This window comes from Phormidium sp. CCY1219 (genome assembly GCF_055795085.1).
On record NZ_JAYFEQ010000635.1, the window covers coordinates 1 to 15268 of the forward strand.

At 52.1% G+C, this 15268-nt stretch carries 14 protein-coding genes; 9 read left to right on the plus strand and 5 right to left on the minus strand.

Going from position 1 to position 15268, the window contains the following annotated elements; genetic code table 11:
* Positions 1 to 425: 425 nt before the first annotated feature.
* Together AC0QH1_RS18095 and AC0QH1_RS18100 are read left to right on the plus strand one after the other, a co-directional pair.
* On the plus strand, positions 426 to 995 hold the full coding sequence (locus AC0QH1_RS18095; protein ID WP_324632652.1) for a hypothetical protein: 570 nt from the start codon (positions 426 to 428) through the stop codon (positions 993 to 995).
* A gap of 366 nt (positions 996 to 1361) precedes the next feature.
* Positions 1362 to 3293 carry a peptidoglycan D,D-transpeptidase FtsI family protein gene (locus tag AC0QH1_RS18100; RefSeq protein ID WP_324632653.1) on the plus strand — a complete coding sequence of 644 codons (1932 nt, stop codon included), beginning with the start codon at positions 1362 to 1364 and terminating at the stop codon, positions 3291 to 3293.
* Between the two features lie 142 nt (positions 3294 to 3435).
* On the opposite strand, the gene AC0QH1_RS18105 is transcribed toward AC0QH1_RS18100, so the two are convergent.
* Both AC0QH1_RS18105 and AC0QH1_RS18110 read right to left on the minus strand, forming a co-directional pair.
* Positions 3436 to 5499, minus strand: a complete 2064-nt coding sequence (locus AC0QH1_RS18105) for a thioredoxin domain-containing protein (RefSeq protein ID WP_324632654.1) — start codon at positions 5497 to 5499, stop codon at positions 3436 to 3438.
* Positions 5500 to 6165: 666 nt separating this feature from the next.
* Positions 6166 to 6633 carry a GNAT family N-acetyltransferase gene (locus AC0QH1_RS18110; protein WP_442957330.1) on the minus strand — a complete coding sequence of 156 codons (468 nt, stop codon included), beginning with the start codon at positions 6631 to 6633 and terminating at the stop codon, positions 6166 to 6168.
* 180 nt (positions 6634 to 6813) lie between these two features.
* On the opposite strand from AC0QH1_RS18110, the gene AC0QH1_RS18115 reads away from it, so the two are divergent.
* From AC0QH1_RS18115 to AC0QH1_RS18130, 4 genes are all read left to right on the plus strand, one after another.
* Positions 6814 to 7014: a hypothetical protein gene (locus AC0QH1_RS18115; RefSeq protein WP_324632656.1), complete on the plus strand. Its 201-nt coding sequence runs from the start codon at positions 6814 to 6816 to the stop codon at positions 7012 to 7014.
* Positions 7015 to 7364: 350 nt separating this feature from the next.
* Positions 7365 to 7601, plus strand: coding sequence for a hypothetical protein (locus AC0QH1_RS18120; protein ID WP_324632657.1), 237 nt, complete (start codon positions 7365 to 7367; stop codon positions 7599 to 7601).
* Between the two features lie 357 nt (positions 7602 to 7958).
* Positions 7959 to 8684 (plus strand): ACT domain-containing protein, encoded by a 726-nt coding sequence (locus AC0QH1_RS18125; protein WP_324632658.1) that lies wholly within the window; start codon positions 7959 to 7961, stop codon positions 8682 to 8684.
* 58 nt (positions 8685 to 8742) lie between these two features.
* The gene (locus tag AC0QH1_RS18130) at positions 8743 to 9597 is read left to right on the plus strand and encodes an alpha/beta fold hydrolase (RefSeq protein WP_324632659.1); all 855 of its coding nucleotides are present in this window, start codon (positions 8743 to 8745) and stop codon (positions 9595 to 9597) included.
* A 74-nt stretch (positions 9598 to 9671) separates the two neighbouring features.
* Here the strand turns inward: AC0QH1_RS18130 and tsaD are convergent, their stop codons facing one another.
* Positions 9672 to 10712, minus strand: a complete 1041-nt coding sequence (gene tsaD / locus AC0QH1_RS18135) for a tRNA (adenosine(37)-N6)-threonylcarbamoyltransferase complex transferase subunit TsaD (RefSeq protein ID WP_324632660.1) — start codon at positions 10710 to 10712, stop codon at positions 9672 to 9674.
* A 278-nt stretch (positions 10713 to 10990) separates the two neighbouring features.
* Here tsaD and AC0QH1_RS18140 point away from each other — a divergent pair, with 278 nt between their 5' ends.
* Both AC0QH1_RS18140 and AC0QH1_RS18145 read left to right on the plus strand, forming a co-directional pair.
* A complete protein-coding gene (locus tag AC0QH1_RS18140; protein ID WP_324632661.1) occupies positions 10991 to 11473 on the plus strand; it encodes a Photosystem I reaction center subunit III in 483 nt (160 codons plus the stop codon).
* Between the two features lie 104 nt (positions 11474 to 11577).
* Complete coding sequence (locus tag AC0QH1_RS18145) at positions 11578 to 11703, plus strand: Photosystem I reaction center subunit IX (protein ID WP_324632662.1); 126 nt, start codon at positions 11578 to 11580, stop codon at positions 11701 to 11703.
* Between the two features lie 231 nt (positions 11704 to 11934).
* Here the strand turns inward: AC0QH1_RS18145 and gmk are convergent, their stop codons facing one another.
* Together gmk and remA are read right to left on the minus strand one after the other, a co-directional pair.
* Complete coding sequence (gmk, locus tag AC0QH1_RS18150) at positions 11935 to 12498, minus strand: guanylate kinase (protein WP_324632663.1); 564 nt, start codon at positions 12496 to 12498, stop codon at positions 11935 to 11937.
* Between the two features lie 199 nt (positions 12499 to 12697).
* Positions 12698 to 12949 (minus strand): extracellular matrix/biofilm regulator RemA, encoded by a 252-nt coding sequence (gene remA / locus AC0QH1_RS18155; protein ID WP_324632664.1) that lies wholly within the window; start codon positions 12947 to 12949, stop codon positions 12698 to 12700.
* Between the two features lie 542 nt (positions 12950 to 13491).
* Here remA and AC0QH1_RS18160 point away from each other — a divergent pair.
* A complete protein-coding gene (locus AC0QH1_RS18160) occupies positions 13492 to 15252 on the plus strand; it encodes an Rqc2 family fibronectin-binding protein (protein ID WP_324632665.1) in 1761 nt (586 codons plus the stop codon).
* Positions 15253 to 15268: the final 16 nt, after the last annotated feature.

A 15268-nucleotide genomic window follows, 5' to 3' on the forward strand; every position in this document is an offset into this window, starting at 1 on the left:
CTCGTAGGGCTTAGGCTGGTCAGCTACCTAAAGTCAGGGGCTAGAAGCCCCGTCTCTTTAGAGCGGGGTGCTGACAGGAGTGACAAAGGGTGAATTACAAGGCCGACCGAAACCGACATGAGGAAATAAATACAGTATCTTAGCAGAAAATTTTAGGGATGTAGTGCCTCAAACGGAATTTTTTTTGGCAAAAATCCGGAAACCGAAGCGGGGCGGGGGTTTTGCAAAAATGCTCGCCGGAAATCCGGAAAAGGGGAGAATAAAAACGGCGATCGCAGCCCGGTGCTAGGATGGATGTGACTATTTTGTGACGAACGAGTGCAAAAGGCGACCGATCGAGGCAAACCGCCAGGGATGGGGATGTTATGACTGCTGCTTTCAAATCTACCAGATCCGCTCGAAACCCCAGAAGGGGACAATCCTCCATGCAGGGGTCAAGTAAGGTGACGCCCTTGGTGAGACCTGAGAAGAACCACACCGAGGAGAATCGCCGCATTGCGAGTCGCAAAGAGGGCCGATCGCGATCGCGTCGCCAGCTCTTGCGCGGGAGAAATGCCCCGCCAGGGAAAAGCGAGGTGCGCCGAAATCGCCGTCGAGAGTCGGTGGTGGAAAGCGATCGCCACCGTTGGGAGATTCCATTTTGGCTGCGATCGCTTTCCCAGGCGCATGGCGTTTCCTGCGTTGTCACCTTCTTACTCGTCGCGAGTGCTTTATTTATTTATGGCAGCACGGTTTATTCCCAGCAACAGTGGGGCGTCTCCTACCGCAAACTCGAAAAGCTGCGTCGAGAAGAGCGCCAACTAACGGCGGCGAATGAAACTTTAAAAAAAGATTTAGCCCAGCAAGCCGAAAACCCCGCCAATGGTCTCGTCGCCCCGGATTTGGATCGGATTATTTTTGTGGAGCAAGCCCCGGTAGAGGCGGGATCCCAGAATGAGGCGATCGGCGAAAGCGCACCAAAACCCCCCGAGGACTCCAGACCCCTCGGCTATTAGGTTTATCATCTAAATTGCATATTTAACTCGAAATGCAAACCAAGGGAGGCGGAGGATTTTGCGACAGCGGACAAACCGAAACAACCTTCTCAAAAAGGGCAAAACCGGATATTTTAAGTAAAAATACCGGAAAAATCCGCCAAATTTGGCCTTAGTTGCAGGTGTGGCGACCCCGACTCATTCGTGAAAGGGGTGCAGACGCGCGGAAAAAAGAAGGTTAAATATGCAAACTAAATGTATGTAAACTGAAGAAAAGAGTAAGCACAGCGATCGCGCTGTGCCGTGAAAAAAGGGGCAACTGCAGGGATTTTGCCACAGTTGCGCCGCAGACAGCTAGCCGCTTGTGTATCAATTGCGATCTGAAACATGGCATCACGGATTTCTGATGTGGGGAGAGGGGGGAAAAAACGGCAGGGTGGTTCCCGGAAAAACCCCCCAATAAAACAGCGATCGACCCGGAGAAAAAAGACAATTCCCCCGGGTAAAAAAAGCCGAGGGAAAATCAAAAAGAAAGCCCTGATTTTCCTTCTCCCATTAGCCTTTTTACTGTTAATTTTAGAGAACTTAAGCAGCGTTCCGAAGCGCCAGCAACCCCCGATAGAACGAACCAAGCTAGGGAATCCTCAAGTCAGGTTTTTGATAGTTTGGGCGGTATTAATCGTCGGGGGATTGGCTCTGAGTGCGAATTTATATCGGCTGCAAGTGTTGCAAGGGAGTGACTTGCAGCAACAGGCGAGAAGACAACAAAATGTGGCCTTGAGACCGTTTATTCCGCGACGTCCGATCGTAGATCGGATGGGAAACGTTGTCGCGTTGGATCGGCGGGTGTACCAGCTTTACGCTCACCCCTATTTATTTAAAGACTCGAAAGAAGCGATCGCGGCCCGCTTAGCGCCCTTGCTGCAAAAGTCCGTGGGGGAACTGTACGAAAAACTCACCGATGGGGATAGTGGAATTCTGCTCGAACCGACAGTTTCGGAAGAACTCGCCAATCGCATCCGCAACCAAATGATAGACGGATTAGAACTGAATCAATATCAGCAGCGCTATTATCCCCAACAAAACCTCGTCGCCGACGTGGTGGGGTATGTGGATACAGAAAGCGAAGGACAAGCGGGGGTAGAAGCCAGCCACCAGAACCTCCTCGAGCGCGAGGCTCCAATGGAAATCGATTCGCGGATTGGCGGGGCGTTAATTCCCGACCCGGTACCCGGAGAATTTCTGCGTTTGGATGACCTGCGCCTAGAATTGACGCTCGATTTGCGATTGCAACGGGCCACCCGCCTTGCACTGGAAGAACACCGCCGCAAATGGAGCGCCAAACGGGGTACGGTTATCGTATTCGACGCCCACACTGGCGAGATATTAGCCTTAGCCTGCGACCCGTCCTACGATCCGAATGCGTATTACAAATTTAACGTAGAATTGTTTAAAAACTGGGCGCTCACCGACCTGTACGAGCCAGGATCCACGTTCAAACCGATTGCAGTGGCGATCGCCCTCGAAGCCGGTGCGATCGAACCGGATAGCGTCTTTTACGATGAAGGGTTGGTTTATATAGATGAATGGCCGATTTCCAACGCCGATGGCGTGGGGCGGGGTAATTTAAGCGTCACGGAAATTATCCGATATTCCAGCAATGTGGGGATGGTGCATATCGTGGAACAACTGCGATCGCGCGTTTTCTATAGCTGGTTGCAGCGTTTGGGTCTCGGAGAACCCCTGGGCACCGATTTGCCTTTTGAAACCCCCAGTCAACTCAGATCCCGGGAGGAATTTAGCGCTTCACCGGTGAATGCAGCCACCGCCTCCTTCGGACAAGGGATTTCCCTGACTCCCCTGCAACTGGTGCAAATTCACGGCGCGTTAGCCAATGGCGGCTATTTGGTGACACCCCATGTGGTGCGCGGATTGTTCGACAGTGAAGGACAAGCCTATTGGAAACCGGAACATCCCCCTCGGCGACAGGTGTTCTCGCAAGAAACCACCGATGCATTAATTTCCATGATGGAAAGTGTGGTGCAAGACGGAACCGGCACCACCGCCCAAATTCCCGGCTATCGCATTGCAGGGAAAACCGGCACCTCGCAAAAAGCCAATCTTTATGGCGGGGGATATTCCGATTATGCCCGAATTGCCAGTTTTGTGGGAATTATCCCGGCTCAAGCCCCCCGCTATGTGGTTCTGGCGGTAATGGACGAACCGCAAGGGGGTAGCGGGGGTCAAACCGCAGCACCGGTAGTCAAGTCGGTGATGGAAACCTTAATTGCGATCGAGGGGATTCCCCCGTCAGAGTGAATGGAGAATTGGTTGGATTCTTTTGGTGGTGCGTCACCCCCGGTTTCGGTTGGTGGATTGGAGTTGCGATCGCTTGGTGGGGGTGACGCACCCTACGGGGGATGGAGAATGTTTGTTATTCTCAATTCTCCATTGTTAATTCTTAATTCCTGTGGGTTTGCAGGGTGCGAATTTGTTCGAGAAGCTGTTCGAGGGTGGTGGCGGGTTCTTTGCAAGAGAGACCCGCACAGACCAAGCCCACGGATCCGGTGGGGAGGTCGGTTTCCTGCTGATACATGCAGGTGGGGAAGTATTGACGAATCAATTCGGGGATTTGGGTGGTGGTGGTGCGGACGAGGGTGGGGTGACGATACCAGTCTAGGGCGCTAAATAAGGTGGGACAAGCGGAGGGAGCGCGTTCCATGATACTGGCAAAGGCTTGCAGCGCGTTGAGGGCGCGATCGAGATAGGAGAGATTTTCGGTGAGCAAAGCCAGACGAACCAGAGAGGCGATCGCCACGCCATTCGCCGAGGGGGTTGCATTATCCATGTAACTGCGTTCCCGGACGATTAAATCGTCTCCGGCGTCGTTGGCGGTATTGTAATACCCGCCCTTGTCTTCACTCCAAACGAAGCGATCGAATTCTTCATGAACCCGAATGGCGAGGTCTAACCAGGGATTGTCAGCCGCATTATCTGGGATTTGAGCTTGATGCAAATCGAGCAAGGCTTTAATGAAGAAGGCATAATCTTCCGACTGGGCCAACACGGAGGCTTGACCTTGGTAATTCAGCCGATGGAAGCGCCCGTCGATCCACTGATTTTCCAAGATAAAATTGGCCGCTTTGGTGGCAATGTCTAAATATTTCGTTTCCTCGAAGACCACTGCAGCTCTCGCCAAACCGGAAATCATCAAGCTATTCCAGGCGACGATGGTTTTGGTGTCGGTGACGGGAGGGATGCGACCGGGCCAGGTTTGGGTTTTTGCTTCTTGATTGTTGCGGGCGGGGGGGAAGGTTTCCATCCCGTCGGGAGGGGTACCGTAGCGCAGTTGAAACAGTTTGGTTAAAGCGGATTCTACGGTGTCGTCAAGTTTGCCGAGGTGGCGACGTTGCAAGACGATTTGTCCTTCAAAATTGCCCTCCGGGGTAATGTGGAATTGGGTTTTGAGGGCCTTGAGTTCGTCTGGGGTGAGGTGTTGTTGTAAGTCGGCGGTACTCCAGACGTAAAAGGCTCCTTCTTCGGGTTCGGCGTCGTCGGGGGTGGTGAAGCTATCCGCATCTTGAGCGGCGTAGAAGTAGCCTTCCGGGGCGGTCATTTCGCGGGTCAGCCAGTCTACGGTACCGGCGACGGCGCGTTTGAAGGCGGGTTCGCGGGTGCCAGAACTCCAGAGATTGGCCAGGAATTCGAGAATTTGACCGTTGTCATAGAGCATTTTTTCAAAGTGGGGGACGGTCCAGGTGGGGTCTACGGTATAGCGGTGGAAGCCGCCGCCCACATGGTCGTAAATGCCGCCCAAGACCAAATCGGTGCCGCGTTGGGCGATCGCTTCTTTGGGGTCGGATTGGGATTGCAAGTTAAACCGAGTGCTTTGCAAGACCAGTTGGGCGTAGGGCATCATCGGGAAACTCGGTCCGTAATCGCGCCGGGAAAGGACGTTGAGGTTGCTTTGAAAGCCGCGCCAGAGCAGGTCTTCGGGGATGTCTTGTTTGGGGGAGAGGACGGCGGCTTGCTGCATGTGGCTGAGGATTTCTTCTTTGAAGGCTTGCAGCTTTTGCTTTTCGCGATCGTAGTAGCGGCGAATGGCTTGCAGGAGTTCGAGAAAACCGGGGCGTCCGTAGCGCGGTTCTACGGGGAAGTAGGTACCGCCATAGAAGGGGATGAGGTCGTCGGGGGTGAGAAAGACGTTGAGGGGCCATCCGCCTTGGCCGGTCATCATTTGCAAGGCTTGCATGTAGATGCTGTCGATGTCGGGCCGTTCTTCGCGATCGACTTTGATGGGGAGGAAGTTGCCGTTCATGTATTCGGCGATCGCCCGATTGGAAAAGGCTTCTCCTTCCATCACCGTACACCAGTGGCAACTGGAGTAGCCAATGGACAGGAAGATGGGTTTGTCCTGTGCTTTGGCGGTTTCTAGGGCTTCGTCGCACCAAGGCCACCAATCAATCGGATTTTCGGCGTGTTTGTACAGATACAGACTTTGGCATTGGGCAAGGCGATTGGTCATAATGCAGTAATTTCTAAAACTGGATATGAGTTCGTGTTTTCTTTTTAACTTACATCGCCGCTTCTCCAGGGTGAAGCGTCCAGGGGGCATGGGCATGAATCGCAGACGGTGAGGGCATCTGCGCTACAAAAAACGAAATTTATTAGCCAGGGTTGAGTTGTACCTGGGATGGGTGGCCCCCTGGGGTTGGATTGAGCGATCGCTGCAGCATGTTTCCCCAGGGATCCATCGCACTCCCGGTGGATCCTTGTGGTGGACCGCTCGTGACCCTTTCGTGCGATCGAGAAATTTTTTAACTGTTTTTCGGCAGGTTTTTATTGAATAAAATTGAGAGTTTATGGGGGAATAATTTCGGTAGCCAACGGATTTGCCCGATATTTCTGTTAAAATTAATTCAAATATAATTGCCAATAATTCTATTATTTTCGTTGATTTAATTATTTTAAAAATGCTACTAAATATCGAATTTAGCCGAACAAAAAAAGTAGATTTTTAATTAAAAAGTGATTTTTTAAAATAACCAGAATTAAACGGGAAGTAATGGCGAGTGAATTGAGGGAGATACCTGGGGAAGAGCGAATAGATTGTGGTGGTGAAGCGATCGCGGATGGAACCCCACCGGGATGAGCCAGACAGAGCGCCGTCAAAAAGGTGAGGGGCGATCGCCTATCGATTCGGGTACCAAAACATGCCCTTAATCCCTTCTGGGTCCGGCATAAAACCCAAATTCCGGTAGAAATTCACCACATGGGGATCGGCGAACAGGGTGATATTGCTAATATCTTGACTGCGAAGCCGTTTGATGGAGTAATTCATCAGCGCCTTGCCCAAGCCTTTCCCTTGGAAATCCGGGTGAACCACCACATCCCAAATTGTGGCATTAAATGCATGGTCTGAAGTGGCGCGAGAGAAACCAATCAGTCGGCGTTTTTTGCCGCGCATTTCCCACATGGTAACCACCAGAAAACTGTACTGGATGGCTTTTTTCACCTTACGCAGGGGGCGGCGAGACCACCCCACGGCATCGCAGAGTTCCTCAAGTTCGTAGAGGTCTATGTCTCGATCCGTACTGAAATAAACGCGAGCGCCCGTACCGGAACGACTGGTGGTATCCACCGACTCATATCCATCCATATGTCCGGTATTGGGGGCAGAAGAAGTATCAGAACCGCTAAACAAGTTTTTCCAAAAACCCATGAAGGTTTGGTTAGGATAGTAGAACGAGGTTGACAAGTGCCTTCCCGAGAACAGGAAAGGCGAAGGTTGCAAAGAGTATCGACCCGTTGTCAAACATTGGAGCCGCAACAAATTCTAGTGTATCGTAACTTAAGCGCCAAGCCATCAGATTGCGGTGGGGTTTTCGGTAAATTCATTTGGGAGAGTCGAGACGGCAGGGCAGGGGAGGGATTTGGGATCCGGGTGAATGGACACAGCGATCGCCGCAGTGGCGGGGGGAAACGGCGATCGCCGGATAGAATCACTGCCTGGGGACGCGATCGCATAGGATTAGAATAGAGCCACAATTGTTGGTTCAGACATTAGAGTGCCGGATTTGCACGGCTGCAGAGCCACTGACCCGAAACTCGCCCTCCCGAAGGCGGTGAGCTGTGCCATTCCCAAGCGTTGGCGAGCAATTTGCCTCGAGAGCGATCGCGCTTATTTTGCGCCACCACAAGGGCATACTAGGCAAGGAAAGGTCAGAAACTCTGTGGGAGCCAACCCTACCCCTGAAGTTGGGCGCTTGTACTCCTCAGACCTAACCCACCTGAGACGAATTTTGTCTAGGTTACGCCGAAGCATGAAAACCGGGAGAAACATGGGGGCAGAAAACCCACTTTTCTCCCGGAAATTTGTGGAGAGAATGCATGGTAAAACCGGGCTTTTTCGGTAAAAAAGCACAAGGGATGCGATCGACAAATCCAGCCATCGGACAATCGCGATCGCTGGCACAGAAGCGCGAGTTGGCTAAAAAACCTACCGGGAAAAAACTCGAGGAAATAGCACCCTCCCATGCCTCATCCCTAGAGGCCAATCCCTGCACCAAAAACCCGCCCCTTACCCTTCCAGCAAATCAGAATTGTATTGCCCGGGAGAACGGCTAAAAGTATCTGAGTAGAACCCGGGGAAACTCCCGTCAGCTTGCACTTGGCCATCAAAGACCCGAGGGCATATAAACCGGAGAAAAACAGAACAAGAAAATCGTGAAAAAAACAGGAGGAGTCTACTGGCCAATCGAAGAGAGGATGCAAGACAATTGAGGGAGATCGACTCCACCCCCATTATCCTGCCATTCCTTTCCAGATATGCATTTCAGGAGAGGGCGAGGCATTGGGCGCTGGCGCAGGCGTTCCCCCGCCAAAAGAATTTGAGCAAGAGAATCGTTTTATAGTAAAAGAGAGGAGGCTGCTGTCTTCAAAATGCTTTCGATTTAGCGAACGCGAGTTATCCCCCACCCAAATATGGCATCGGGTTTAAAATCATCGACGATGGAACTGCTCAAGCGCTTTAACCGAGCGTTTCCGCAGTTCTATGAACAATTTGTCAGCAGTGAAATCCAGCTCCAAAACCTAAAGCTTGCCTATCAGCTTTACAAAACCAAACAAGCGGTAATCGAGATGCGACCCGAAGGCAACAAGAGTGCGCTGCATTTTGCCTACCGCAACCAGTCTTTTTTGCTGAGCGACATTTTTGGGGTTTTGGCAGCTTATGGCCTGACGATTCACAGTTTGAGTCTCTACGGTCAGATTTATCCGCCGATGTTGGTGTTTATCAAATTGGTGGTATCGCGCGGTGGAAAGGTGCTGACCGAGAAAACTGCCGAAAATGTCTGCCGCGCGATTCGCGAAGCCTTGGCGGGTCACTTCGAGGTGGAAGAAATGCTGGCGGTGGAATTCAACTTGGATGCGGGGCTTGAGGATGTGGAAACGGAATTTTATGTGGATCCGGTGTTCCATCTCCCCGCACTGCTGATCGAGGCAGATAACCAACCGGGGTTGTTTTATAAGGTCATGTACGCAATCTGGCAAGAGGATTTGCTGGTGGTGAATGCTAACTTGCTCGTGTGGCGCGGACGTACCCGCTTGATTCTGTACTTGCTCGGTCCGAATGAAAGCTTGATTCCCGAGTATCTCGGGCAAAAGATTGCCGACGGGGTGCGACAGCGATTGCTCGGTCGGCGGTTTTAGGGGAAAAACGGGATAAATCGAGCGATCGTAACAGAACGCTTCAGGATAAAATAAAAGGATGGCTCAGATTGACATTCTGGGGGTGCCTCACAGTTACGAGCTTACCGCTCCCAGGACATCTCCCCAGGTTCTCGTTTTCATCCACGGCTGGCTCCTCAGCAGTCGGTACTGGCAACCGCCAATCGAACGGTTGGCAGATGATTATCAATGTCTGACGTATGATTTGCGCGGATTTGGCGATTCGCAGTCTTACCGGGCAAAATCCCACTTTCATGCGGGCTACACTCCGGCAGCTTATGCTAGAGACTTAGGAATCCTGCTCGAGAAATTGGACATTTCTAATGCATGGCTGATCGGACATTCTCTTGGTGGCAGTATTGCCCTCTGGGCGGCGGCGCAATTCCCATCGAAGGTAAAGGGCATTTTCTGCGTGAATTCCGGCGGTGGGATTTACATCAAAGAAGAATTCGAGCGCTTTCGGGCAGCAGGCCAGATTTTTGTGAAATTTCGTCCGCGCTGGCTGCCTCGCGTGCCGCTGATCGATCTGCTGTTTCAGCGCGATAGCGTGGCACGTCCGGTCGATCGCGCTTGGGCGAAACAACGCCTGGTGGATTTCGCGATCGCCAATCCGGAAGCAGCTTTAGGCACTTTGCTCGACTCTACCACCGAAGCAGAAGTCCACCGCCTACCGCAATTAGTGGCAAAGCTCAAACAGCCAGTCTATTTCATCACCGGCGATCGCGACCCCGTGATGGAACCCAAATACGTGCGCCATTTAGCTAGCTTTCATCCCCTGTTTGACGGCTGTGGCATGAATGTCATCGAAATTCCCGAGTGCGGACATCTGTCAATGATAGAACAGCCCGATGCAGTGGCGGCGGAAATCCGCAAGATTTTGGAAACTCACGGGTAGTCATTGGTGAATGGTCATTGGTCATTGACCAATGACCAATAACAGACTAGCCCTACCCTTTGAGGGTGGGGGATTCACCGATAAAGCTGCATGACTTCGGTGAGGGACATGCGGGAGGCAGCGCCGAGGGTTAAGGGGGTGGTGTGGCCTCGGTTGAGGTGGTCAGCCGCCGCACAGGCAATCATGGCGGCGTTGTCGGTGCAGTATTTCAGGGGAGGAAAGATAACCCGGAGATTGTGGCCGATCGCAGCGTCTTGCAGGTGCTGGCGCAGACGGCTATTGGCGGCGACACCACCACCGACGACGAGGGTATGGAGTCCGTAGTCTCGGGCACAGGCGATCGCGCGTTTGGTCAGCGCTCTGGCCACCGTATCCTGGAAGCTGGCGGCGATATCGTCAACCGGCAATGTCACCCCAGACCCTTCGAGTTTTTGCACCAAGCGCAACACGGCGGTTTTTAATCCGCTAAAACTGGAATCATAGGGATGATACCCCCCTTTGGGCAGGGAGATTTTCCCTTCTGGCAAGGCAAAAGCGGTGGGATTGCCTTGTTTGGCTCGCTTGTCGATAATCGGACCGCCCGGATAGCCGAGATTTAACAATCGCGCTACTTTGTCAAAGGCTTCCCCGGCGGCATCATCTCGGGTTTGTCCGAGGGTTTCGTACTTACCACAATCTTTAACAAAAATCAAGCTCGTATGTCCGCCGGAGACTAATAAGCACAAAAATGGCGGCTGTAAATTGGGGTCGCTCAGATAAGAGGCGTAGATATGACCTTCTAGGTGATGGACGCCGATAAATGGTTTGTGGTGCAACATGGCTAGGGTTTTGGCCGAGGTTAACCCGACCAGGAGGGCACCCACCAAACCGGGGGCACAGGTGGCGGCGATGCCATCGAGATCGGCGGGGGTCAGATGGGCCTCTTGCATGGCGATCGCGATCGCCCGATTCACCTGCTCTAGATGAGCGCGCGACGCTACTTCCGGCACCACGCCGCCATACTGCTGATGTACTGCAATTTGTGAAGCCACGACATTACTGCAAACTTCACGATTCTTAACAATTGCTACAGCAGTTTCGTCACAACTTGTTTCGACTGCTAAAACGGTGGCCATTGACTGGTAATTTGTTGGTTTATGGGTGAGTTATTGCTAGCTTAATCTTTACGGAGGTGTCTTAGCAGAGTATGATTTTCAGGAAGTTCTCAAAACTTAATCTGTCATACTCAAGCCTAAGCTCCCTCATCTCCCTGGGCGCGGGGCGGTGATGTCCCACAGAGCCGCTCCCAAGCTAGCAGGGCACCGGAGGGGGACGAACAAATTCCCGTGGGATGAAGGCAGTCCTCCCATTTGTTCAAAAAACTTGATGTTTTGTAACAAAAGGTAACAATTCTATGCGACGATTGTTTGCGCTGATTCTGACAATTTGCCTGTGGTTCAGCTTTGTGCCCACGGCGGCGGCTGAATTCTATTCGAATCTCTCGCCGTGCAGCGAGACCCCAGCGTTTGTGGAAAAGGCGAAAAATGCCTCCACCCCGCAAGCCCAAGCGCGATTCGAGAGCTATTCCGACCTGCTGTGCGGTCCGGAGGGCTATCCCCGTTTGATTACGGATGGCAACTTAAGCCACGCCAATGAGTTTCTCATTCCCAGCGTGCTTTTCCTGTACATTGCCGGATGGATTGGTTGGGCCGGTCGGTCTTACCTGATTGCGATCCGCGATGAGAAGAAGACGGAAGAGAAAGAAATCATCATCGATGTGCCGTTGGCGATTAAATGCTCTCTGGCTGGTGCCACTTGGCCGATTGCTGCTTTGGGCCAACTCACCAGTGGGAAGCTGACTGCCAAAGACAACGAGATTCCGATTTCCCCGCGTTAATCGCTTTGGAATCTGCACGATTTTGGGTTTGAGACGCCAATGCTTCTCAAATCTGAAATGTCAAATTGCAATAATACCGTTGGTCGTTTTTAGGAGCATCATTCATGGACTCTTTCGTCAAGTATCTTTCGCTTGCCCCCGTCATCTTGATTCTGTGGTTGGGATTGACGGCGACGATTTTGATTATCATCAACAACATTTATCCCGACCTGCTTTCTCTGCCTTTGTAAGGAGGCTAGGGACGGCTCGATTCGCGCCGGATCCGCGCTAGGCTGCTGAATGCCGCCAGCCAAAAAAAGCGATCGCTTCTACAATGTGAGAGGCGATCGCTTTTTTTGGAATTAAGAATTAAGAGAGTCTTAATTGTCGATTTATCTAAAAACGGGGAACGCATAAAATGAGGAATAAAGAATCGAGAATCAAAGATTTTATCAATTTTCAATTCTCAATTCTTTATTCGATTATGGCTGCAGTGGAGAAAACAAAGCCGCCTCGATGTCGTGCAAAGCCGTATCGAGGTCATCATTAACGATTTGAATATCGAACTCCTGAGCGGCGGCAATTTCTTCTTTAGCCCGTTGGAGACGACGGGCGATCGCCGCTTCAGAATCCTGACCGCGACTGCGGATCCGCCGCTCCAACTCCCCTTCCCTGGGCGGTAAAATAAACACCTGTAGCGCGTCTGGAAAAGTCTCCCTAACTTGTCGCGCCCCAGCTAACTCGATTTCGAGAATAACCGATTTCCCCTCTCGAATCATATTTTCCACCGGTTCGCGGGGGGTACCGTAACAATTGAGGGCAAATTCCGCCCATTCCAACAACTCCCCATTTTCCACCATTTCGCGAAATCGGCTGTGGTCCACAAAATAATAATCCCTGGCGTGAACTTCCCCGGGGCGCGGGGGGCGAGTGGTGACCGAGATAGACAAGTGGAGTTCCGGATGGCGCGCCAAGAGCGATCGCAGCAAAGTGCCTTTGCCCACACCACTCGGTCCGGTTAAAACAATCAATCTGCCCGTCTGCATAACAATCAGCGATTTCCAGAAAACAGTTCGCAATCAGCAACCGTAGGGGGGCTTCGCGGTGCGCCCCTAGCAAGTTAGATGGGAATATTGTAAGGCTTCAAGTTGCCTCAAAGAGAATTTTTCCCGGGCTAACGGCTACCCCAGCGCGCCGATGCGGAGGGCAGATAAACAATCAACACCGAGTAATCCGCGAGAGATTTTAACTGTCCTTATTGGTAAAAAAGCGATGACCCATCGTCTCGGGCTGAATGGCAGAGAGAATGATATGGTTAGAATCCATAACAATCACCGATCGCGTTCGGCGTCCGTAGGTGGCATCGATCAGGCGATTGGCCTCCCGAGCATCGTTCACGATCCGCTTAATGGGAGCCGACTCAGGGCTAACAATGGCAATCACGCGGTTAGCAGAGATGATATTACCAAAGCCGATATTAATAAGCTGAATATCCATAGCAACAGAAATCCTCGCGGCGTAAAAAATTTGTTGTTGAAGAGTGTTTTCATAAAGCCCGAAGCGATGAGCAACGGTTTCCGGTTGAGTACACACAGAATCATCTGACCCGCATCAGAAGGCTGGGACAAAAATCCGAATCATCGGTAGGGGTTTGAGGTCTCGGCATCAAGAAAATAAATCATAACCAGCGATCGCGCTTAGGCGAGATCGGCACTGTGCGCGATCGCTCGGTTGGTTTCCGGTGCCGAGGGAATGGTAGGCTAAATGGAGGCACACTCAGCATTGACAATGGCAAGCCGATGTTTGGCAGACAGAATGAATTTCAAAACCGATCGCAATAAATGAAAGATCCATGGGTAACGGACAAGCTTTCGCCTCGGGTGCCCCTGCAAACATCTAATTTCAATAGTATCGATAAAAATTTTGGGTAACAAGGCAAAAAAGCGCAAAAAAGCGAGTTTCTGGATTTTATGGGCTTTTTTTTACCCCCCTCTAACTTTTAATGTAACTCGGATAACTTTTCTTCTGGATCCAAACCGATGCAACCCGTTGATTTCACCACTTTAACTGCGGCGTATTGCGAGCTGAGAGCCACCTGGCTACCCGCGCGACTCGAACAGGTTTATCAGCGCGATCGCTACAGGATTTGTCTTGCCCTGCGAACCCTCAAGCAGCGGGGCTGGCTGACGGTTTCCTGGCACCCGCAAGCCGCCAGAATCCACATTGGAGATCCGCCACCGCGCACCCCGGATACCTTTACCTTTAGCGACCAACTGCGCCATCAACTCAAAGGGTTAGCCTTAGTTGCGATCTCCCCGGTAGCTGCTTGGGAACGCGCCCTGGACCTGCAATTTGCCAAACGTCCGGGCGATCGCGTCTTGTGGCACCTGTACGTAGAAATTATGGGCAAACGCAGTAACGTTATCCTCGCCAACGAAAGCAATCAAATCGTCACCGCCGCCCATCAAGTCAGCGAACAACAATCGCGGGTGCGGCCGATCCTCACCGGGCAACCCTACGAACCGCCACCGGCGCTCACGGATCCCGCCCCCAGCTTAAGCGAATCCCAACAACGCTGGCAAGAACGAGTGGCCTTGATTCCGGGAAAACTGGGGCGTCAACTGCTAAAAAGCTACCGGGGTCTGAGTTCACATTGGGCCAATTCGATGATTCGCGCCGCCGATCTCGACCCGGAACAATCCACCGAGAGCCTCAGGGCATCGGACTGGGAACGATTATTCCAGCGCTGGCAAGAGTGGCTCAAAACCCTGGAAGCTTGGCAACATGGGGATTTATCCGGTCTGCACCCTCAGCGGACCAGTGGGGGATACAGTGTTATCCAATGGGGTGGGCAATCGCCGCCGAAGCCGGAAGACACTGCGCCTTCGGTGCAAGCATTGCTCGATCGCTACTATTGCGATCGCCTCAACGAAGGGGAATTCAAACAACTGCGCCATCAACTCCTGCAAAAACTCAACAATCTGCTGAAAAAATTGCGGGTTAAGGCGCAAGGGTTTGAACGGCGGTTGGACCAATCGGCGCTGGCGGACGAATATCGGCAAAAAGCGGATTTGCTGATGGCACACCTGCACCAGTGGGAACCGGGGATGAAGTCGATGACCCTGGCTGATTTTGAAACCGGGGAACCGATTGAAATCGAACTGGATCCGGAAAAAAATGCGGTGCAAAATGCTCAAGGTCTTTACAAACAACACCAAAAGCTGAAACGGGCGCGCAGTGCAGTGGAACCGTTATTGGCACAAGTGGATCGCGAGATTCAGTATTTGGAACAGGTGGAGGTGGCGATCGCCCAACTCGATAGCTACCGCGAACCGATGGACTTGCAAGCCCTGGAAGAAATCCGCGACGAATTGATGCAGGAGGGATATCTGCGCGATCGAGATCGTCGCAGCCAAAACCAACCCCCCGCCACGGATTTTTACCGCTTCGAGTCTCCTAGCGGGTTTGAATTGCTGGTGGGACGCAATAATCGCCAGAATGATTTGCTCAGTTTTCGCGTGGCGACGGAGTATGATTTGTGGTTCCATACTCAGGAGATTGCCGGCAGTCACGTGTTGTTACGGTTGGATCCCGGCGCAGTTGCCGATAAGGCGGATTTGCAATTTGCCGCCGATGTGACGGGGTACTTTAGCCGCGCCCGTCAGAGCGATCGCGTGCCGGTGGTCTATACGGAACCGAAGCATGTTTACAAGCCCAAAGGTGCAAAACCTGGTATGGTCATCTACAAGCACGAGCGGATAATCTGGGGGCGTCCGCAGCAACTGGCTCCCAAAAGTTAAGGTTTTGTTATGCCTA